General features: G+C 70.9%; 22 protein-coding genes and 1 tRNA gene. 8 read left to right on the top strand and 15 right to left on the bottom strand.

Annotated features, from left to right (window positions below; translation table 11 throughout):
- Positions 1-221: 221 nt before the first annotated feature.
- Positions 222-1,658 (bottom strand): hypothetical protein, encoded by a 1,437-nt coding sequence (locus ACIBJC_RS22945; protein ID WP_399295303.1) that lies wholly within the window; start codon positions 1,656-1,658, stop codon positions 222-224.
- 148 nt (positions 1,659-1,806) lie between these two features.
- On the opposite strand from ACIBJC_RS22945, the gene ACIBJC_RS22950 reads away from it, so the two are divergent.
- Positions 1,807-1,878, top strand: a tRNA-Val gene (locus ACIBJC_RS22950).
- 70 nt (positions 1,879-1,948) lie between these two features.
- Here ACIBJC_RS22950 and ACIBJC_RS22955 read toward each other — a convergent pair.
- From ACIBJC_RS22955 to ACIBJC_RS22975, 5 genes are all read right to left on the bottom strand, one after another.
- A complete protein-coding gene (locus ACIBJC_RS22955; RefSeq protein WP_399295304.1) occupies positions 1,949-2,215 on the bottom strand; it encodes a hypothetical protein in 267 nt (88 codons plus the stop codon).
- Positions 2,212-2,652 carry a recombinase family protein gene (locus ACIBJC_RS22960; RefSeq protein WP_399295306.1) on the bottom strand — a complete coding sequence of 147 codons (441 nt, stop codon included), beginning with the start codon at positions 2,650-2,652 and terminating at the stop codon, positions 2,212-2,214. Before ACIBJC_RS22960 ends, ACIBJC_RS22955 begins: the two co-directional genes overlap by 4 nt.
- Before the next feature lie 68 nt (positions 2,653-2,720).
- Entirely contained in the window at positions 2,721-3,905 is a 1,185-nt protein-coding gene (locus ACIBJC_RS22965) for a helix-turn-helix domain-containing protein (RefSeq protein WP_399295308.1), read from the bottom strand.
- Between the two features lie 187 nt (positions 3,906-4,092).
- Complete coding sequence (locus tag ACIBJC_RS22970) at positions 4,093-4,323, bottom strand: hypothetical protein (protein ID WP_399295309.1); 231 nt, start codon at positions 4,321-4,323, stop codon at positions 4,093-4,095.
- A 60-nt stretch (positions 4,324-4,383) separates the two neighbouring features.
- The gene (locus tag ACIBJC_RS22975) at positions 4,384-4,773 is read right to left on the bottom strand and encodes a hypothetical protein (protein ID WP_399295311.1); all 390 of its coding nucleotides are present in this window, start codon (positions 4,771-4,773) and stop codon (positions 4,384-4,386) included.
- A gap of 147 nt (positions 4,774-4,920) precedes the next feature.
- Here ACIBJC_RS22975 and ACIBJC_RS22980 point away from each other — a divergent pair, with 147 nt between their 5' ends.
- The 3 genes from ACIBJC_RS22980 (at position 4,921) to ACIBJC_RS22990 (ending at position 6,366) form a co-directional block, all read left to right on the top strand.
- A complete protein-coding gene (locus ACIBJC_RS22980) occupies positions 4,921-5,073 on the top strand; it encodes a hypothetical protein (protein ID WP_399295313.1) in 153 nt (50 codons plus the stop codon).
- 295 nt (positions 5,074-5,368) lie between these two features.
- Entirely contained in the window at positions 5,369-5,887 is a 519-nt protein-coding gene (locus tag ACIBJC_RS22985; protein WP_399295315.1) for a sigma-70 family RNA polymerase sigma factor, read from the top strand.
- Positions 5,888-6,051: 164 nt separating this feature from the next.
- A complete protein-coding gene (locus tag ACIBJC_RS22990; RefSeq protein WP_399295317.1) occupies positions 6,052-6,366 on the top strand; it encodes a hypothetical protein in 315 nt (104 codons plus the stop codon).
- 53 nt (positions 6,367-6,419) lie between these two features.
- Here ACIBJC_RS22990 and ACIBJC_RS22995 read toward each other — a convergent pair whose 3' ends face one another.
- From ACIBJC_RS22995 to ACIBJC_RS23005, 3 genes are all read right to left on the bottom strand, one after another.
- Positions 6,420-7,571 (bottom strand): XdhC family protein, encoded by a 1,152-nt coding sequence (locus ACIBJC_RS22995; RefSeq protein ID WP_399295319.1) that lies wholly within the window; start codon positions 7,569-7,571, stop codon positions 6,420-6,422.
- Between the two features lie 102 nt (positions 7,572-7,673).
- A complete protein-coding gene (locus tag ACIBJC_RS23000) occupies positions 7,674-8,543 on the bottom strand; it encodes an alpha/beta fold hydrolase (RefSeq protein WP_399295321.1) in 870 nt (289 codons plus the stop codon).
- A gap of 129 nt (positions 8,544-8,672) precedes the next feature.
- Positions 8,673-9,308 carry a TetR/AcrR family transcriptional regulator gene (locus ACIBJC_RS23005; protein WP_399295323.1) on the bottom strand — a complete coding sequence of 212 codons (636 nt, stop codon included), beginning with the start codon at positions 9,306-9,308 and terminating at the stop codon, positions 8,673-8,675.
- Positions 9,309-9,466: 158 nt separating this feature from the next.
- Between ACIBJC_RS23005 and ACIBJC_RS23010 the strand changes: the two genes are divergently transcribed.
- On the top strand, positions 9,467-10,429 hold the full coding sequence (locus ACIBJC_RS23010; RefSeq protein WP_399295325.1) for a zinc-dependent alcohol dehydrogenase family protein: 963 nt from the start codon (positions 9,467-9,469) through the stop codon (positions 10,427-10,429).
- Positions 10,430-10,495: 66 nt separating this feature from the next.
- The gene (locus tag ACIBJC_RS23015) at positions 10,496-11,053 is read left to right on the top strand and encodes an adenine phosphoribosyltransferase (RefSeq protein ID WP_399295327.1); all 558 of its coding nucleotides are present in this window, start codon (positions 10,496-10,498) and stop codon (positions 11,051-11,053) included.
- A gap of 45 nt (positions 11,054-11,098) precedes the next feature.
- Here ACIBJC_RS23015 and ACIBJC_RS23020 read toward each other — a convergent pair whose 3' ends face one another.
- The 4 genes from ACIBJC_RS23020 to ACIBJC_RS23035 all read right to left on the bottom strand — a co-directional run bounded on the left by ACIBJC_RS23020 (position 11,099) and on the right by ACIBJC_RS23035 (position 16,838).
- Entirely contained in the window at positions 11,099-13,423 is a 2,325-nt protein-coding gene (locus ACIBJC_RS23020) for a beta-glucosidase (RefSeq protein ID WP_399296005.1), read from the bottom strand.
- Positions 13,424-13,581: 158 nt separating this feature from the next.
- Positions 13,582-14,403, bottom strand: a complete 822-nt coding sequence (locus ACIBJC_RS23025) for a carbohydrate ABC transporter permease (RefSeq protein WP_399296007.1) — start codon at positions 14,401-14,403, stop codon at positions 13,582-13,584.
- A gap of 62 nt (positions 14,404-14,465) precedes the next feature.
- Complete coding sequence (locus ACIBJC_RS23030) at positions 14,466-15,434, bottom strand: carbohydrate ABC transporter permease (protein ID WP_399295329.1); 969 nt, start codon at positions 15,432-15,434, stop codon at positions 14,466-14,468.
- Positions 15,435-15,530: 96 nt separating this feature from the next.
- A complete protein-coding gene (locus ACIBJC_RS23035; RefSeq protein ID WP_399295331.1) occupies positions 15,531-16,838 on the bottom strand; it encodes an ABC transporter substrate-binding protein in 1,308 nt (435 codons plus the stop codon).
- Positions 16,839-16,998: 160 nt separating this feature from the next.
- Between ACIBJC_RS23035 and ACIBJC_RS23040 the strand changes: the two genes are divergently transcribed.
- Positions 16,999-18,048, top strand: coding sequence for a LacI family DNA-binding transcriptional regulator (locus ACIBJC_RS23040; protein WP_399295333.1), 1,050 nt, complete (start codon positions 16,999-17,001; stop codon positions 18,046-18,048).
- A 68-nt stretch (positions 18,049-18,116) separates the two neighbouring features.
- A complete protein-coding gene (locus ACIBJC_RS23045) occupies positions 18,117-18,344 on the top strand; it encodes a DUF2277 domain-containing protein (RefSeq protein WP_399295335.1) in 228 nt (75 codons plus the stop codon).
- 37 nt (positions 18,345-18,381) lie between these two features.
- Here the strand turns inward: ACIBJC_RS23045 and ACIBJC_RS23050 are convergent, their stop codons facing one another.
- Both ACIBJC_RS23050 and ACIBJC_RS23055 read right to left on the bottom strand, forming a co-directional pair.
- Positions 18,382-19,038, bottom strand: a complete 657-nt coding sequence (locus tag ACIBJC_RS23050; protein WP_329827337.1) for a VTT domain-containing protein — start codon at positions 19,036-19,038, stop codon at positions 18,382-18,384.
- A gap of 255 nt (positions 19,039-19,293) precedes the next feature.
- Complete coding sequence (locus tag ACIBJC_RS23055; protein WP_399295338.1) at positions 19,294-19,740, bottom strand: DoxX family protein; 447 nt, start codon at positions 19,738-19,740, stop codon at positions 19,294-19,296.
- Positions 19,741-19,804: the final 64 nt, after the last annotated feature.

Here is a 19,804-nt window from a genome sequence, read left to right on the forward strand (position 1 = left end):
TTCACCGTTCACTGACCGCCGCTACAAGCGGTTGTCGAATGGTTCCAGAAAGTCACAGGAGTGGTCGGGTTGGCAAGATCACTCCCGGGTGATCCTTGTGGAGCACGTTGACGAGACGTCAACGAGCGTCGCCGGTACGGAGCGAGTGGAGCGGGAGCGGTGCACCGGGCGTCGCGAACCTCGCCCCACCGGCGGACGGCGCCATGTGCCGGACAGAGGTCCTAACCGCCCTGCCCGCCGCCGCGCTCCTCACGGATCTCCGAGACCACCTGGGCCACCCGGTGCCGTACCGCCTCGGTCTCGGTCAGGAAGTGCCAGTAGTCCGGGTGGCGGCCCTCCAGCGAGGACACCGCCCGGTCCAGCCGCGCCACGGAGTCGTCCAGCGGGCGGGCGTGCCGGGGCTCGGGGGTGGTCCGGCCCGACATGGCCAGGCGCTGCGCGTCCCGGATCGCGAACCGTGTGCGGTCGATCTCCTGCTGCGGGTCCTTCGACACCGCGTTCAGCCGCTGGAGCCGGTCACCGGCGGCGGAGACCGCCTCGTCCGTACCGTTGAGCAGCGCCCGCGCCGTACTGAGCAGCGACGTCGCGTCCGCCCATCGCTGCTCCTCACGGGCCTTCGCCGCCTCCGCGAGCTTCTCCTCCGCCTGCCGTACGCTGCCCGCCGCCTGGTCGGGGACCTGCTGGAGGTCCTGCCAGCACGCCGCGGCGAACCGTCTGCGCAGTTCGCTGAGCACCGGGTCCACCGTTCCGGCGCGGGTGGTGAGGGCCTGCGCGCGAGTACGCAGCGACACCAGCCGCCGGTCGATCTCCCGGGCCCGCTCGGGCAGCCGCTCGGCCTCGGACCGTACGGACTCGGCGTCCCGCTTGACCCGGTCCGCGCGCTGAAGGGTCTCCGCGACGCCGTGCCGGCCCGCGCCCTGGTTGAGCATGGTGAGGTCGGGGGCGAGCGAGGCGAGGCGGGCCGCCAGGTCGTCGGCGCGCAGCCCGGCCTCCCGTACCGCGTCGAGCGCGTTGCTCGCCGCCAGCAGCGCCTGCCGGGCCCGCTCCACGGCGGGCGCCAGCCGCGCGAGCTGCGTCTCCGCCTTGTCGAGCAGCGGCCCGAGCCCCCGCTCGAACCGGTCGAGATCGCCCTTGACCCGGTCCAGCTCCTGCTTGGCCTTGGTGAGGTCACCGCGCGCCTTCGAGGCGGCCGACGGCTCCAGATCGTCCTTGTCCAGGTCGTGGGCGTCCACGGCGCTGATGTAGCCGTGGCTCACCTCGTCGATCCGCTGCCCCAGCGCGGCGAAGTCGTCCACGGCCTTGCGGGCGCCCGGCGAGCTGTCCACCGCCGTGATCGTCTCTATGGAGATCCGCAGATCGCGCTGGGCCGTGTCCAGCTCGTAGAAGGAGGCAGCGGCGGCGTCCTTCGCCGCCTGCGCGTCGGCCCGCAGACTCTCGCCACGACCGCCGAACCAGCGCCGCGTACCCCCACCCGCGAAGGCCCCGGGCACGGCCGCCACCAGCAGCGGCAACGGCAGCAGGACCAGCGTCACCGCGTCCCTGAGGCCCGCGAGCGCACCACGCCCCGCACGCCCCGTACCACCCTCCGCCGATCCACCGGCGCCACTGACGGCACGTGCGTTGGCTCCTGCGTACGGCCGCGCGTGTGTCGCCGTCACATCACTCTCCTGTGCCGAGTTCGCCCTGCCCTCGTTCATTCTCCCACCTGGTAATGACGAACACACGGGCCGGTTAGTTCGCGCTCAGGACCGCGACCTTGGTTTGTGACCTGGTCCCCTGGGCCATGTACGCTGTTCCCTCATCCACGGGTGCGTAGCTCAGGGGTAGAGCGCTGCTCTTACAAAGCAGATGTCGGCGGTTCGAAACCGTCCGCGCCCACAGCGGTAATGAGCAGGTGAGAGGGCCCTCGATCGACACCGGTCGGGGGCCCTCTTGTGATCGAATGCCACTAAGAACGCACATCCCCCTTCTCCGGGACACGCTCTTCCGTATCGCCGACACGATCCCCGCTGCCCGAGGGGCGAGCCCGGAGTTCGGAGCCCCAGTACTGCGGCTCTCCGCAGCCGCAGGAGCACGTGCCCGGGGCGCCTGTGGTCAGGTCGGCGTCCGTGATCGGCGGGCCGTGCCACAGCAGGGTGATGCCGTGCTCGTCGCAGCGCGCGGCCTGGTCGTCCTCGTGCGGGAAGTCGTGGCCGCCTCCGGGGCACCTCGTCACCGGACGTCCTGCGCGGCGGCGAGGATGTCGGCCTGGTCGTCCTCGCCGAACGTCGTCTCCGTGTGTCCGCCGGCAAGCGCGATCCGGCGCTGGTACTCGGCCCGGTCGCCGTGGCGGGTGAGGCGGTCCCAGTGGTGCACCAGGCAGATCAGGGTGCGATCCGGCGCCAGCTCGGACACCTCCGTCATGAACGCGATCAGCTCGTCGAAGCGCGGCCGGTCGTGGTCGGTGAGGGCCTGGTCCCCGAGGTCGACCCAGCTGCCTGCGATCTCCCAACTCTTGCGCGCCGCCCAGTTCTGGCAGCCCTCCAGCCGGAGATCGAGGGTGCCGCGGGCGCGCGGGCTGGCGTGGCGGTCGTAGATGAACACGAGCGGCGGGGGCTCGGTACTGCTGTCCGACATGGTCGACTCCATGTGCTCGTAGGTGAGTAGAGCCATGGTGGGAGCACGGGAAGGCCCCGGCTATCACGAGATGGTGATAGTCGGGGCCAAGGTCTAACGGAGTGTCAGGCGCCCAGCCAGGAGCCGTACGACAGGAAGCTGTCGGGGAGTTGGCGCTTCGCGGCCTCCAGGCCCGAGTAGGTCTCACGGACCGTCGCGTGATGCCTTGCCTGCTGCGGAGCCGCCTTGCGCGCGGCCAACAAGTTGGCGAACGCCGCGTCCAGGTCACCCGTCCACATCTGCGCCCGCGCAAGTTCGGCGTGGTGGTGGCTGCGCCGGGAGGCCGGCCAGCCGCGGGGCATCGCGATGGACCGGCCGACCCGGGCCGCGTCCTCGTACTGGTCCAGCTCGGCGGCCACCGATACCCGGTGTACGGCTACGTTGGTCGGCCCGAAAGACAACCAGTGCACGTCCGCCGCCTCGCCGGTGATCGACGCGATCTCCGCCGCCTGGTCCAGGTGGACATCCGCGCGGCTCTTGTCCTGCGCCCGGCCGGCCATGACAGCGGCGCCCAGGTGGAGCTGTCCGGTTACGACATCCCGCTCCCGTCCCGCATCGGCCTGTTCCAGCGTCGACAGTCCGAGGGTCACCAGACGTTCGCCCGTGCGGTACTGCCCGTCCCGCAGGTAGGTCAGGGCCCGCATGTACCGGTACATGCCACCCACCACCGCGTCCGAGCCGCGTTGCGCGGCCCAGTCCATGCGCGACAGAGCGATGGCCGCCAGGTCGCCGAACCCCAGCTTCGCCGCGACGTCGTACGCCGTGCGGTAGGTGCTGGCCAGCAGCAGCCAGCTCTCCGTGGTGTCAGCCGTATGCGCGGCAGTCGTCACCTCCTGGATCAGGCCGGCTACCTGTCCCGCAGCACGTTTGATGTCTCCCGCTCGGACGATGACGAGGAGTTCCTGGGCGTCGTCGTGCAGGAGCTGCTGTGCGCGAGGGGCGATGTCCGGATCCGCACCGAGGTCGTAGACGTCCAACGATTCGCGGATCGGCCTTATCAAGACGTCCAGTTCGTCAGCGCGCAACTCGGTCAGGTACGGCTGCCCGGTGATGCTCGCGACCTCCACCCGCATTGCGCGGGCGAGGCTGGCGATGACGTGAGGGCTGGCGGGCAGGACGCCCTGTTCGGTCTTGGTGAGGGTGCTGTAGGGGACCTGCGATAGGTCGGACAGGGCGCGTTGGGTGAGGTGGCGCTCCTGGCGGAGGCGTTTGATGCGTGCGCCGGTGTGGTCATGCGGCAGAGCATGCATACTGAACTCCGTTCTGACTCGACACCAGAACGGTACCCCCGGTCGGCTCCGGGATATACGAATGCGCCCCCTGCCCAGCCCGTTGAGGGCCAGGCAGGGGGCGCGGTCATGCCCAGGGGCTGAGGTCCAGCTCTGGTGGGGGGCTCGGGCACCGGATCACCCTCAGGGGCGACCCTGCGGCCCCACTTCACCAGGGCCACCAGGTAGTACGTCTGGATCCGGCCCACAGGACCCCTACGGCGATCGCCACCCAGATGCGCGCCGAGCCGGAAGCCGTCGGGTACCGGGTGATGGCGATCGTGTACGCGGCGCCCCACAGGCCGGCCGTTCCGGCGAGCGCCGATGTCGGCGGTTCGAAACCGTCCGCGCCCACCAGCCCGGAGACCCCCGGCCGATCACGGTCGGGAGCCTCCGGCATGGCCGCCCGGCGGCAGGCGCGCGGTGGCAGGTGCGCGGTGGTGGTGTCACCGGTCGGGTTTCACCGGTCGAGTTTCTCCGCGACGCGGGTGCGCAGAAGCTCGTACTCCGGCACGAGGCGGCGCCACTCGGCCACCGGCGGGCGGGGGACGACGGTGCCCCCGGTGACGATCTCCTCCGGCCGGAACTGCTCCCGGGTGAGGTCTATCTCGATCCCCATGCCCAGCCGGTTCCACCAGTGGTAGTCCGTGCGCTCGCCGTTGACATGGACCTCTCCGCGGATCAGCTCACCGCCCAGCAGGTCGTTCAGGACCATGGCGGTCACTCCGCACTGGTCCCTGGCCGGGTTGTCCGGGGTCCAGCGCGCGCGGAACTCCGGGGTGCAGGTCTCGGCGCTCCAACTGCCGCGGACGGCGTGCTCGATGTCGGTGAGAAGCCACGGTGTTGTCATGGCGGTCATCCTGGCAGCGGGCACTGACAATCACCGGCTGTGACGCGGGACACCGCCGGGCGTGCCCCACGGCCGGTGTCCTGGGCGGCGTAGCGAGTGAGCCGCCGTTGAGGCGGGAGCGCTCGCACATGTGGTGGGGAGCCGTTCATGAATGGGCCGGACCAGAAGGCCTTCCTCGTTCTTCTGATTCTGATCGTCGCGGGACTGGTCACCTATGTGGCCTTCCTCAACCCTCTGTTGGGGGTCGCCCTCCTCGTCGGGGTCGGTGTGGCGTTCTTCCTGTACCAGCTTCTCGGATAGCCGATGTCGCGGCGGTGGAGATCGGTGGAGATCGATCAGATCGGTGGAGATCAAATGCCCCGTGCGGCAGGAGTTCTGACGGCACAACAGAATGCGAGGGCCGTAACCCGGTCCCTCGCGCGGACATGCCGGAGGACACGACAGAAAGGACGCGCCCATGAAGAACGCACCTGAGGTGCGGGGGCCGACGGGCGGAGAGGGGTCTGTCTCCGCCGTCCCCCACTCAACGGTGCCCCGGCAGGACCGGCGGCCGGCGGGGGCGGGTCGGCGCCGGAGTGGGCTCACGGAGGAACAGGTGGCGGAACTCCTGCGGCTGAAGCCGGTGCTGGAGTCGATGGTCCTCGCCAAGCGACTGGGACGCGATCTGGAGGACCTCGTCCAGACGTGCGTGGTCAAGCTCGTCGCCCGCTGGTCGGACCCCGGCTTCACGCTCGACCGGCAGGACGGCGGCCGGGCCTTCGCCGCCAAGGTCATGTCCGGTGTCATCGCCGACGCCTGCCGTGCGTACGACCGTGACAAGTCGTTTCCCACGGACGAGATCCCCGACCGTGAGCTGCCCGCCCCGGAGGCCAGCGCGTACTTCGAGGTCCAGGCCGTGGAGGCGGTCGAGGGGCTGCTGCGCCAAGCCCTGCCGGACGAGGGCGGGATGTACGAGGTCGGACGGCTGTCGATCGTGAAAGGGCTCAACCAGACCGAGATCAGCCGGTACTTGGAGATCGACCGGCAGACCGTGAAGCGCCGCCTGGACAAGGTCAGGGGACTCCTCGCCGCGTACCGGGCGACGATCCACGACGAGCTCGGAGACGTCAGCTAGAGCTCTTCTCGGGATCACGGGCGGGGGTCCGTGATCCCAGGTTGGGTCCTAGAGGCCCGAACGACAACGGGAAAAGAATTGCACAGCGCAAGGGAAAAGGTGTTCCGGGACGGCAGTCCCGGGGCGCGCCGCTCACCATCCGATCAGGAGGAAGAGGGAAGTTAATGGAAGACATGCACGATCTGCTCCAAGAAAGGGCGCGCGCGAGCCAGGCGCGCCTGTTGGAGCTGCACGGCGGAATCGCCCCGGATGCCTGGGAGTCGCTTCTCGACCGTGTGGAGAACGAGCTGGCGAGGGAGGGAGGGAAGAAGGAAGGAGCGAAGCGTGACGAAGGAAGCGGCGGTGACGAGGGCGACCAGCGGAGCGTGACCGAGCAGACCATGGGGGGATCTGCTCGGCACGTCACCGTGGGGACGCTCGTCGCCGCCGCCGTCGGACTCCTGCGGCACGGGGCCGTATGCCGTCCGGCGCTTCCGTGATCGGAGCATTCCTCGCGGCCCCTTCACTCCAGCGGGAGTGGAGGGGCCGTACGTCAGTGGTGGATGGACAGTTCCGTACGTGTCAGCCGCTCGCCCGTGCCGCCCCAGCGCAGCGCGATGATCTCCGCCATGATCGCCACCGCCGTCTCCTCGGGCGTACGGGCGCCCAGGTCGAGCCCGATGGGGGAGGAGAGACGGGCCAGCTCGCCCTCGCTCAGGCCCGCCTCGCGCAGCCGGGTCAGCCGGTCCTCGTGGGTGCGGCGGCTGCCCATCGCGCCGATGTAGCGGGCGGGGGTGCGCAGGGCGCGTTCCAGCAGCGGGATGTCGAACTTCGGGTCATGGGTCAGTACGCAGATCACCGTGGACGCGTCCACCGGGTGCTCCTCCAGGAAGCGGTGCGGCCACTGGACGACCAGGTCGTCCGCGTCGGGGAAGCGCCTGCGGGTCGCGAAGACCGGGCGGGCGTCGCAGACCGTGACGTGGTAGCCGAGGAACTTCCCCATCCGCGCGACCGCGCCCGCGAAGTCGATCGCGCCGAACACCAGCATCCGGGGCGGCGGCGCGAAGGACTGGACGAAGACCGTCAGGTCGTCCATGCGCTGCTCGCCGTGGCGCCCGATGTGTACGACGCCGGTGTGGCCCTGCGCGAGCAGGCCGCGCGCCTGCTCGGTGACCGCCGCGTCCAGCCGCGCGCCGCCGAGCGTGCCCGGGGTGGGGGCCATATCCGGTGGTGGCGGGGCCGGGAGCACCACCAGGGTTCCGCCCGGTGCGGTGCCCTCGGGCCCGCCGGGCGCCCCGGAGCCCCCGGCCTCCCCGGGCAGTACCGACGCCACCGCCACCGGCCGTCCGGCCGCGATCAGCTCCAGGACGCCCGGCAGCCCGGGAAAGTGTGTGGCGTCGGCCGGCCGCACCAGGATGTCCACGATCCCGCCGCAGGTCAGCCCCGCCTCCAGCGCCTCGCCGTCGCTGACCCCGTAGGTCGTGAGGCGGGCCTCGCCCGTGGCCAGGACCTCCCGCGCGACCTCGTACACCGCGCCCTCGACACAGCCGCCGGAGAGGCTGCCGGCCACCTCGCCGTTCTCCGCGACGGCTATCGACGCGCCCGGTCCGCGCGGCGCCGACCTCCAGGTCTGTACGACGGTGGCCAGGGCGAAGCGCACCCCTGCGGCCTGCCACGCGGCGATGGATCCGGCGATGTCCCGCACCTGAGCTCCCTTCGAGCCCGCTTCGAGCCTGCTTCGAGCCCGCCTCGGAGACCTGAGCGCCACCTTAATTCGCCGGGGTCGGCCGCGCTCGCCGGGACTTCGTCAGGACCGGACGGGCACGTCCAGGAGCGCGGTGAGTTCCCCCAGGACGCGCGCCGCAGGCGCCGGGTCGACCAGCCACTTCAGATGGCTGCCCGCCAGGGTGCGGACGTCGTACGGGTTGTCCGGCGTCAGCTCGTCTCCCTCGCGGATCAGCCGGTCCTGGAGGGCGGGCGGCAGGCTCGTGTCGTCGGCCAGGCGGACGTAGGTCTTCGGGATACGGCCCCAGGTCGCCGCCCGCGCCCGGTCGGCGGAGGTGCCGGCGTCCAGGTTCTCGTCGGGCTGGAAGGTGTTCAGGAAGGTCAGGAACTCCTCGTCCGTGCCGTCGGCGAGGAAGGCCGCCTTGAACGTCGCGAGGACATCCGGGTCCGCGGTGCGGAAGTTGCAGCGGAGCAGCCCGAGTTCGGCCGGGTTCCCGGCCATCGCCGAAGCCAGGCCGGCGGCGTCGGCCGTGGCCATCTCCGGCTCGGCGTAGTAGGCGCCGACATCGAGGGCGACCGGGCACCAGGCGGACACGTACACGATGCGGTCGATCAGGTCAGGACGCGCGTTGGCGGCGGCCGTGGCCGTGATGCCACCGCGGCTGTGCGAGACGAGGATGACGGGGCCGTTGCGCTTGGCCCGTTCCAGGATCCCGATGAGGTGCGCGGCGTTGTCGGCCAGCGTGACGCCCTTGATCGAGCCGGGCGTGGTGGCGAGCTTTTCGAGGTCCTGCGGTGCCTGATAGGCGCCGGGGAAGGTCGCCGCGAACCCGTGGCCGGGCAGGTCGACGGCGACCGAACGGTGTCCGAGGAGGCCGAGTTCGGCCTGGAGCGGCGCGAAGGAGAAGGAGTTCGCGAATGCTCCATGAACCAGTACGAACGTCGGTTGCATCTGTCTGCTCACTCTCTGACGGCCGCGGCGTCGGCGGCACGGACGTCGCCGGTCCGGGCAGTGTGCGAACGGTTGTCCGGTGCCCGGTGGTTCACACTACCCAGCGCAAGATCGCCGCCGAGGGCGTCCTCAGAGGTTCCCGTGTGACACCGCGCCGGTCATCCGGGCCGCAGGCGGGAGCGGCGAGCGCACCGGGGAGGTCTGGAACGCCTGGATCATGAGCGCGGCGAAGCGCCGGGAGGCCCTGACCCGGTCGGTCGTCGATGTGGCGCGGATGCCCCGGTGGCTCATGAGGACGAGGATCAGGTCGTCCAGGACGAAGTCGGCGCGCAGTTGGCCGGTGGCCTTGGCGCGGTCGGCCAGTTCGGCGATGGAGCGCAGTGTGTACGCGCGACTCGCCGAGAGCTCCGCCGCCTTGGGGAAGGCCGACAGGAAGGCTTCGGTGAAGCCCCGGTTGTGCGCGTGCAGTTCACAGGTCTTCTCGATCACACGGCAGAAGCCCTGCCACGGATCCGGCTCGGCGAGCCCCTCGTCGACGAGCGCGTGGCAGACCCGTACCTCTTCCGCGAAGGCCTCGGTCACCAGCGTCTGCTTGGTCGGGAAGCGCCGGTACAGCGTGGCGGGCCCCACCCCGGCGTGCCGGGCGATCTCCCGCATCGGCACGTTCAGCCCGTCGGCGGCGAACAGGGCGCGGGCCGCGGAGAGGATGCGGTCGCGGTTGTCCAGGGCGTCGGAGCGCAGGGGCTGAGGCAAACGGTCGGTCATCGCTCTCACTTTAGCCAAGTGGACGGTGGCGTCCACTAGCGTCCGAAGACATCAGGCGTCGAGCCATCCCGGTACGGGGCCGCGCCATCCCGGGGCAAAGACACGGCATGGGCAATGACACGGCATGAACAGAGACACGGCATGAACAAGGAGACGGCATGAAGGCAGTAGCGATCCGGACGTTCGGACGTCCCGAGGGTCTGGAGGTCATCGAGGTCCCCGTCCCGGCGCCCGCCGCCGGAGAGGTGCTGATCGCCACGGAGGCGATCGGCGTCGGCGGCGTCGACGCCGTGATCCGCAGGGGCACTCTCTCCGGCTACGGCTTCGAGGAGGGCCATGTCCTCGGCAGCGAGGTGGCGGGCACGGTGACCGCGGTCGGTGACGGCGTCGACCCGTCCTGGACCGGTCGGCGCGTGTGGGCCTTCACCGGCAGGGGCGGCGGTTACGTCGAACAGGCGACGGTGCCGGTCGAGGAGATTCTTCCCCTCCCCGAGGATCTGTCCGCGGCCGACGCGACGACGCTCGGCAGCTCCGGAGCGGTCGCCCACTTCGCGCTCTCCCATGCCCACTTCACCGCCGGCGAGTCGGTGCTGGTGCGCGGCGCGGCCGGCAGCATCGGGATCATGGTGGTCCAGCTCGCGGCTCGTGGTGGTGCGAGTGCGGTCGCGGTGACCACGTCGTCGGCCGAGCGCGGTGATCGCCTGCGTACGCTCGGCGCGACCCATGTGCTGGACCGCTCCGGCGGGCGAGACGAGGACGCTCCCGAGGGCTACGACGTCATCATCGACATCGTCGCCGGTGCGGACATGCCGTCGTTCTTCGACAGGCTCAACCCGAACGGCCGCATGGTGGCCGTCGGCGTGATCGGGGGCCCGCCACCGGCGGATTTCGGCACGAAGCTGATGGCGGCGTTCCAGAAGTCGATGTCGTTCGCCACCTTCAGCGCGGACACCGTGCCCGGACCCGATCTGCGTGCCGTACGGATCGAGCAGTTCGCCGCCGCGAGCCGGGGCGAACTGCCCCTGGTGGTGCACGAGGTGCTGCCGTTGGACCAGGCCGTACTGGCGCACCGGAAGATGGATGACGGCGAGGTGTTCGGCAGGATCGTGCTGACTCCGTAGCGTACGGGCCCGCGTCGCACCGGAATTGGTATGCCGCCGCCTGGGGCACATTGAATGATCCTCCGCATGGAAGATGCCAGGCGTACGGAGCAACTCGGGCGCCGACTGCGGGAACTCTTCGTCTGGCGAGGGGAAGAAGGGTTCGCGGACACATCGGCCTGGTGGTCCGATGCCGCTGTCCTCGCGGGCGTGGGTCCGGCCCTGGCCGGTCTGCACCCCGACGCCCGGCCCACCGCGGTGATGGGACCGGAGGCCCTGGGTTTCCTGCTGGGACCGCTGGTGGCCGTCGAGGCGGGAACCGGCTTCATCCCGATGCGCCGGGAGCTCCGGGAGCTCCGGGAGAGCGAGACAGGGGACCAGGTCCTGCTGCGCACCACTCCGCCCGACTACAACAACCGCACGACCGAGTGGGGCGTCCGGCGGCGGAATCCGCGTCCGGGACAGCGGGTGCTCTTCGTCGACGACGGGGTGGACACCATGGCCACCGCCCGAACGGCACGTCGGCTGGTGGAGGACAGCGGCGCGGCCTGGGCCGGGGCGGTGGCCGTCGTCGACGCCACCTCTGGACAGGCGCGGCGCCGCCTCGGACTGCACGCGCTCCTCCGCAGAGAGGAACTGTGGTGATGGCCGCCGTGCTGCTCCCCTTCCTGGCCGACGGGTGCGGGCGGCCTAGGGAATGTCCGGCAGCGTGTGGACGGCGAACGTCGCGTGCAGCGCGCGCGTGTGGTCGACGTACCGTACGGGGCCGGTCAGGGTGAGCGCGGCGGTGAGCCGTACGTCGGTGCTGGAGGCGGCCAACCGCAGTTCCAGCGCGCCGGGTTCGACGGTACGGCGGCCGTCGCGCCCGGTGAAGGACGCCAGGTCGGCGGGGACGGTGACGGTGACCCTGGCCCGCTCGCCCGCCTCCAGGGGGAGCCGTACGTAGCCGATCAGGCGCTGCACGGGCTGGACGACCGAGGCGACCGGGTCGTGCAGATAGAGCTGGACCACCTCGGCGCCCGCGCGCCCGCCCGTGTTGGTGACGGTGAAGGACAGCTCCGCCGCGCCGTCCGTGGGCGGCAGGGGATCGCCCGTCGTCAGCTCCGACCAGGTGAACGACGTGTACGTCAGCCCGTGGCCGAAGCCGAAGGCCGGAGTCGGGTCGATGCTGGAGACATCGCTCGCGCGGGCCAGCGGCGCCGCGAGATACGTGGACGGCTGCGCCCCGGGCAGCCGGGGGACGCTCACCGGGAGGCGGCCCGAGGGGTTGATCCGGCCGCTGAGCACCCCCGCCACCGCCGGGGTGCCCTCCTGCCCGGGGAAGAACGCCTGCACGATCGCGCCCGCCTCCGTGACGGCCCGGCCGAGTACGTACGGCCGTCCGGAGAGCAGCGTGACCACCACCCGCGTCCCCGTGCCGCGCACCGCGTCGAGCACCGCGTCCAGCAACGGGCCCTGGGCGCCGGGCAGATCGAGGGTTTCCGCGTCGCAGCCCTCGCCGCTGGTGCCGCGCCCGAAGAGCCCCGCACGGTCGCCGAGCGCGACGACCACGGCATCCGCCGCGCGGGCGGCCTGTACGGCCTCCGTGAAACCGTCCGAGGGGGCTGGGGTGTCGATGCCGGTGGCCGCCACCGTGACGATCTCGCTCCGCGGGAACTCCGCCGCCAACGCCTCGCGCAGAGTGGGCAGTTCGATGCCCACCGGGACGCCGGGGTGCTGGGGTCCGACATGGAGCGGGAAGGAGTAGCAGCCCAGCACGGCCGTGGCGGACTCCGCCTGCGGGCCGATCAGCGCGATCCGCGCCGGACCGGCGCCCCCGGGTCCCGTACGCCCGGCCAGCGGGAGCGTCCCGTCGTTGCGCAGCAGGATCACCGAACGCTCCGCGAGCCGGCGGGAGATGTCGCGGTGCGCGGGGGAGTCCAGGGTGACCGTGCCGCGCAGCCGCTCCGGGTCGTCAAGGTCCGCCCCCGCCAAGGCCGTTGGCCGTGCGCTCCACTCGGGGTCGAGCAGCCCGAGCCCGGCCTTCTGCGTCAGGACGCGGCGTACCGCGCGGTCGAGGGCCTCCCGTGGCAGCCTCCCGTCGGCGATCGCGTCCCGCAGCGGCTGCCCGAAGGTCTTCACGGTGGGCAGCTCGACATCGACCCCCGCCGTCAGCGCGGCCGTCGCCGCCTGGGCCCAGTCGCCCGCCACCCCGTGCAGCGTTCTGAGGAAGGCGATCCCGAAGTAGTCCGCGACCACGGTGCCCTCGAACCCCCAGGTGTCCCTGAGGAGTTCGGTCAGCAGCCGCTCGTCCGCCGCGCACGGCACCCCGTCGATGTCGTTGTAGGCCGACATGACGGACCGTACGCCGCCCTCCCGTACGGCCATCTCGAACGGCGGCAGCACCACATCGGCCAGCTCCCTGGGGCCCATGCCGACCGGGGCCAGATTGCGTCCGCCGCGCGAGGCCGAGTACCCCGCGAAGTGCTTCAGCGTCGCCACGACGCCCGCCGACTCCAGGCCCCGCACATAGGCGGTGGCGACCGTGCCGATCAGATACGGGTCCTCGCCGATGGTCTCCTCGACCCGCCCCCAGCGCGCGTCGCGCACCACGTCGAGGACGGGTGCGAGCCCCTGGTGCAGCCCGACCGACCGCATGTCGCGGCCGATCGCGCCCGCCATCTCCCGTACCAGATCCGGGTCGAAGGACGCGCCCCACGAGAGCGGGACGGGGTACGTGGTGGCGCCCCAGGCGGCGAAGCCCGCGAGGCATTCGTCATGGGCCATGGCGGGGACGCCGAAGCGGTGGGCCCCCGCGATACGTTCCTGCGTACGCATCAGGGAGAGGGCGCCGAGCGCGGGATCCACCGGTATGGTGCCGAACGGCCGCGTCAACTGGCCCAGCCCGTACGGCAGTAGCTCGGACAGGGTGGGCGGGGCGTCCATGTCGTGCTGGTGCGGGGCGACTTCGGCCCCGTCGGCGGACGCGCCGGCCCACAGCCCGTAGAGCTGCGCCAGCTTCTCCTGCGTGGTCATGGCCGCGATCAGCTCCTCGACCCGGCGCGCCCGCGCCTCGGAGCGGGCGCGTGCCTCGGGCACAGGTGCGGGAACGGGCACAGGTACGGCTACGGGTGCCGGTACGGGCACGGGTACGGGTACGGACGTGGTGTCGGTGTCGGCGCTCACGTTGTCGATCACTTTCCTCCGACCCCCATGAGCCCCTGCACCAGGGCTCGGCGGGCGAACAGGTAGACGAGCAGGACAGGCAGCGTGGACAGCACCACGGCCGCCAGCAGACCGGGGATGTCGACGCCGTGCTCGGTCTGGAAGTTGTACAGCCCGAGCGTGAGCACCTTCGTCTCCTCCGACTGCGTCAGCACGAGCGGGAAGAGGAAGCCGTTCCACGCCTGGAGGGCGGAGAACACCACGATCGTCGCGAGCCCGCCCTTGGAGAGCGGGACGACGAGCTGGAAGAAGACGCGCCGCGTGGTCGCCCCGTCGATGGCCATCGCCTCGAAGAGTTCGTCGGTGATGTCCCGCATGGTCCCGGTGAGGATCAGCGCGCAGACGGGCAGACAGAACGCGGCGGTCGGCAGGATGACCCCGATGAGGTTGTCGTACAGGCCCGCCTTGCTGATCGCGTAGAACATCGGGACGATCACGGCCTGGGCGGGGATGGCGAGCCCGAGCAGGAAGAGCCGGAAGATCCGGACGGTGCCCCGCCCCCGGTTCCGTACGATCGAGAACGCCAGCGGGGGCACCAGCAGCAGCACGATCGCCACCACGCTCCCGGTGACGACCATCGTGTTGAGGAAGTAGCGGCCGAAACCGCTGGAGAAGTCCTGCGCGTAGTTGTCGAAGGAGAAGGCGGGCGGGAACGCGAACGGGCCGTTCGTGCTGTACTCGGAGCGGGTCCGGACGGTCGCGCCGAGCATCACGTACAGCGGGAGCGCGACCAGCGCGAGCCACAGCAGGGCGCCCAACCCCGCGAGATAGTTGGGGCGGCCCTTCGTCACGGAACGCCGTCGCCCCCGGCTGCCGGTGACCACCGCGCCGGGGCGGGTCGTCGGAAGGCTCATCACATCCCCTCCTTCGTGCCGGCCATCTTGTCGTAGCCCGAGATCCGCACCACGATCAGCGAGATCACCGTGGCGACCACGACCAGCAGCAGCGCGATGGCCGCGCTCTGGCCGAAGTCGAACTCCCGGAACCCCTTCTGGTACATGTAGTAGGCGCTGATGCTGGTGTCGGTGCCGGGGCCGCCCTGCGTCAGGATCAGTACGGTGTCGAAGGTGGTGAGCCCGCCGACCACCATCAGGATCACCGACGTGATGATCGAGTTACGGAGCTGCGGCAGCGTCACGTGGAAGAACTGCCGCACCCGCCCCGCCCCGTCGATCGCCGCCGCCTGGTAGAGCACGGGCGGGACGGCCCGCGCCGCGCCCTGGTAGATCAGCGCGTGGAACGGGGTGAACTGCCAGGTCGCCACGAGCACCAGCACACAGATCGCCCCGGTGCGGGTGCCCAGCAGGTTGCCGTCACCGAAGAGCCACTTCGCCTCCGCCGGCACTCCGAAGTTGGGGTCGAGCAGCGCCCGCCACAGGACGGAGATGGCGGTGGCGGAGAGCAGCAGCGGCACGAAGAAGATCGCGGAGAGCACCGCCCGGTTGCGCTGCCGCCCGGCCGCCCAGACCCCGAGCAGGATCGACAGGGGCGTCTGGGTGACCACACCGAGCCCGGTGAGCAGGACGCTCAGCCACAGACTCTTGATCATCACGGGGTCGTGGAACAGCGCGGTCCAGTTGTCGAACCCCGCGAAGCGCGGCGCTTCGAGCCCGTTCCACTCGGCGAACGAGAGGACCGCGACCAGCACCAGCGGGACCATCGCGAACAGGGCGAAGAAGACGGCGGCGGGCAGCGCCCAGAGCAGCCCGGGCCTGGCCACCGTATGCCCGGCGGGACCCCGGCCCGGCGCGGCCCTTACGCCTCTCCGTCTCCCTGGGTGTGCGCTCTTCACCGGGTCGGTGAGAGTAACCGTGTCGGCCATGTCGGGCGTCGCTCCCAGTCGGTGATCGGTCGGTGATCGGTGGGGTGGGGCAGATGGGGGCTGCGGGGCTATGGGGCTGCGTGGCTGTGGGGGTGATCAGCCGGTGGACAGGGCCTGCATGGCCTTGATGAAGCCGTCGGCGTCCATCGACCCGTTGAAGAACTGCTGGACGGCCTGCATCATCGGGGCGTCTGCCGCCGGCGGGTACGCCTGGTTCCACGAGAGCTGGAACGAGGGCGCCTTGCTGACCAGGTCGAACTGGTACTTCAGATACGCCGGGTTGTCCGCCGAGTCCAGGAACTTCTCGGTGTTCGTGGTGGTCGGCAGGTTGCCGATGGCGAGCTGCGCCTTGACGAACTCGTCCGAGTACATGAGCTTCAGGAACTCGGCTATCGCGTCCGCGTGCTTGGTCTTCTTCAGCACCGAGTAGAAGTTGTTGGTGTTGCCGACGATGTCCGCCGGGTCGCCCTTGCCGCCCGTGACCGTCGGGAACGAGGTGTAGCCCAGGTCGTTCTTGGCGAAGTCCGGGTTGGTGTCCTGCTGGGTCGAGTACACCCACGAGCCCATCAGCTCGAAGGCGGCCTTGCCGGTGCCGACCAGGGCGGGGGAGCCGCCGTCGGTGAACTTCACGGAGTCGTAGTTCGTGCCGAACGCGCCCGCGTCGACCAGTTCCTTGAGCATGCCCAGCGCCCGCTTGCTGTCGGCGCTCTCCCAGACCTTCTTGTCGCCGGCCAGCGCCTCCTTGAAGAGCCCCGGGCCCGCCACCCGGTCGTACAGGTACTCGAACCACATCAGCGTCGGCCACTTGTCCCCGCCGCCCAGCGCGATCGGCGTGACGCCCTTCGCCTTGAGCCGCGCGACCGTGCCGAGCAGTTCGTCCCAGGTCTTCGGCGCCTCGACGCCGGCGTCCGCGAGCACCTTCTTGTTGTGGAAGAGCAGCACCGGCTGCGTGCCGCGCATGGGCACGCCGTACGCCTTGCCGTCGATCTCCGCCGTGTTGTACACGGACGGCAGGAAGTTGGACTTCAGCTCCGGGTTCTTCGCCACCAGGTCGTCCAGCGGCAGCAGCAGGCCCGACTTCACGAAGGGCTGGATGGAACCGCCGCCCCAGTTGAAGAAGACATCGGGCGCCTGCGGGGTACTGATGGTGGTCTGGAGCTTCTTCTGGTAGTCGGCGCCCGGGACCGTGTCCAGGACCGCCTTGACCTTCGAGGTCTTGTTGAACGTCTCGACGATCTGCTTCTCCACCTTGTTGGTGGCGTCGCCGTAGACGAGTACGTGGAACTCCCCGGCGCCGCCCGAGGAGCTGTCACCGCCGCAGGCCGTGAGGCCCAGGCCCAGGACGAGCACCGCGCCACCGGCGACCGTCCGGGAAAACCGTGCGCGAGTCGTGCGAGTCTTCATCGCCTTCATCGGTCGACCTCTCGAAAGTATCGGCCACGTTGCCGAAAGTATCTGGCGTGTGACCGTAGGACTCCTCTCCGGGGCGGTCAACAGTGCGGTCAGCACGCAGCCAAACCGTTACCGATTTCCGCCCGACATCCGGTGCCTTATCCTTCAGTCCATGCGAGACGAGACGAGTGCAGGCCGGGTCACCCTGGCTCAGGTGGCTTCGCAAGCCGGGGTTTCTCTTTCGACAGTTTCGAAAGTGCTCAATGGGCGCCCTGATGTCTCCGCACCCACCCGGGGCAAGGTCGAGGAACTGCTGGAGGCCCACGGCTACCGCCGCTCCGCCCCCACCGCCCCCGAGGCGCCGCTCATCGAGATCGTCTTCCCCGAACTGGACAGCGCCTGGGCGATGGAGCTGATCAGAGGCGTCCAGAACGTCGCCAAGGAGACCGGCCTGAGCGTGGTCCTCACCGAGACCGGCACCCGGCACTCCCCGGGCGCCGACTGGGTCGAGGGCGTCCTGCGACGCCGCCCGCTCGGTGTCGTCCTGGTCTTCTCCACGCTCCCCGACGACCTCAAGAAGAAGCTGTGGTCCCGGGCCATCCCCTTCGTGATCATCGACCCGGCCGGCGACCCGGAGCCCGACGTACCGTCCGTCGGCTCCGCCAACTGGGCGGGCGGCCTCGCCGCCACGCGCCACCTGCTCGACCTCGGCCACCGCAGGATCGCCGTCATCACCGGTCCCGAGGACATGCTCTGCTCCCTGGCCCGCCTCGACGGCTTCCGCTCGGCCATGGGCATGGCGGGCGTCGATGTCGACCCGGCACTGGTGCGCTTCGGCGACTTCCATGTCCGCGCGGGCCACGCGCACGCCGTCGAACTCCTCCAGGGTCCCGACCGGCCCACCGCGATCTTCGCGGGCAGCGACCTCCAGGCGCTCGGCGTGCTGGAGGCGGCGCGCGTGCTCGGTCTGCGGATCCCGCAGGACTTCTCGCTGGTGGGGTACGACGACATCCCCCTGGCCCAGTGGTCGAGCCCCGCGCTCACCACCGTCCACCAGCCGCTGGTGGAGATGGCGGAGGAGGCGGCCCGGATGCTGCTGCGGCTGCGCCGCGCCGACCAGGGCCAGGGCGACCAGGCCGGGCAGGCGGAGCAGGCGGACACCCGTATCGAGTTCGGTACGCGGCTGGTCGTACGGGACAGCACGGCGCCGCTCGCCCCGTAACCCTCCGGCGCCCCGTAACCCCCTGGCGCCCCTGGCCACGCCCCGGGCGCCGGGTCCACACTGGAGGCATGTGCCGCAGCATCAAGACCCTCCGTCCGCCCGTCCTCCCCGAAGAGGCCACCGAGGACGACATCCGCGCAGCCGCGCTCCAGTACGTACGCAAGGTCTCCGGCTTCCGCGCCCCCGCCGCGCACAACCGTGAGGCCTTCGACCGGGCCGTCGACGAGATCGCCGAGGCGACCGCACGGCTGCTCCAGGACCTGGAGGTACGGGGCGCCGCCGCCCGCGCGGTGTGAGCCCTCGGAAGAACCGTGCCCTGGAAAGAACCGTGCCCTACGCGGTGGCCGGGCTCCGGCCGGGCCCCGGGCGCCGTATCACGTACGCGGCCAGCGAGCCCGCCGCGAACAGCGCCAGGACCGAGAGGGCCGCGCCGATCCAGGACGAGCCGACCCACTGGGCGCCGAAGTAGCCGAGCCCCGCGCTGTATCCGGTCCAGGCCACGGCGGCCAGCGCCGACCAGGGCAGGAACTCCTTCACCTTGCGGTGCGCCGCGCCCGCGCCCAGGGAGACCACCGAGCGCCCGGCGGGCGCGAAGCGGGCGATGACCACCAGGACGCCGCCGCCCCCGCTGAGCGCGCTGCCGAGCCGGTCCTGCGCGGTGGTGAGCCTGCGGGAGCGGGCGACGGCCCTGCGGAGCCGGTCCCCGCCGCGCCGTCCGAGCCGGAACGCGACCAGATCGCCGAGCACGGAGGCGCTGAACGCGCAGAGCATCAGCAGGATCAACGACGGGACTTCCTGGGGCACTTGGGCGACCTTTCCGGCCGCGCCCGCGACCGTCGCCGTCGTGGACCCCGCCGCCGCCGCGGTGGCGGCCGTGATCACCAGGACGCCGCTGGGCAGCACGGGCAGAAACACGTCCAGCAGTACCGAGAGGGCCACCACGGCGTAGATCCATGGGCTGCCGGTCAGCGACCCCAGACTCTCCAGCACTCTTCCGACTCCCCCGCCCGTACCCGTGGCAGCGCCTCGATGTCGCATGGTGGGCGGCAGCGGCTGCTGAGCCACACAGCGTACGCGTGTGCGGTACGGAGCGTTCGTCCGGGGCGGCATGTCGGCGCCCCGGACCCGTGGGCGACGGCGCGGCCGGGAATCCGACCGGGGACGTGACCGAACGAGAGGGGCCGGGGCGTCGGACCGTTGCCGTTGCCGTTGCCGTTGCCGTTGCCGGGTGCCGAAGGGGCCCGGTCAGGCGGCGACCGTCGTGCGCTCGTCGCGCTTGTGCTCCGTGGTCGCGGTGGCCGAGCCGCGCGACGGAAGGAACTGGTCCAGGGCGAACGCGCCCGGTCCGGTGAAGACGATCAGCAGGAACGACCAGCAGAACATGACGGACAGCTCGCCGTTGTTCGCTATGGGGAACAGCCCCTCGGGCTGGTGGACCGTGAAGTACGCGTACGCCATGGCGCCGGAGGAGACGAAGGCGGCGGGGCGGGTACCGAGACCCAGCAGCACCAGGGCGCCGCCGACGAGTTCGATGGCGGCGGCGAACCAGCCGGGCCAGGTGCCGGCCGCGACCGTCTCCTTGGAGAAGGCGCCGAAGAGTGATCCGGCACCGTGGCAGGTGAAGAGGAGCCCGACGACGACGCGGAACAGTCCCAGGGCGTAGGGCTGAGCGGCGTTCAGACGTGTGTACATGGGGGGTTGTACTCCTTCGGTCGGGGTCTGGACCACGGGAGTGGGGCGAGGTCTGGACCGACGA

It is taken from the genome of Streptomyces sp. NPDC050509 (assembly GCF_044457965.1).
Classification (GTDB): Bacteria; Actinomycetota; Actinomycetes; order Streptomycetales; family Streptomycetaceae; genus Streptomyces.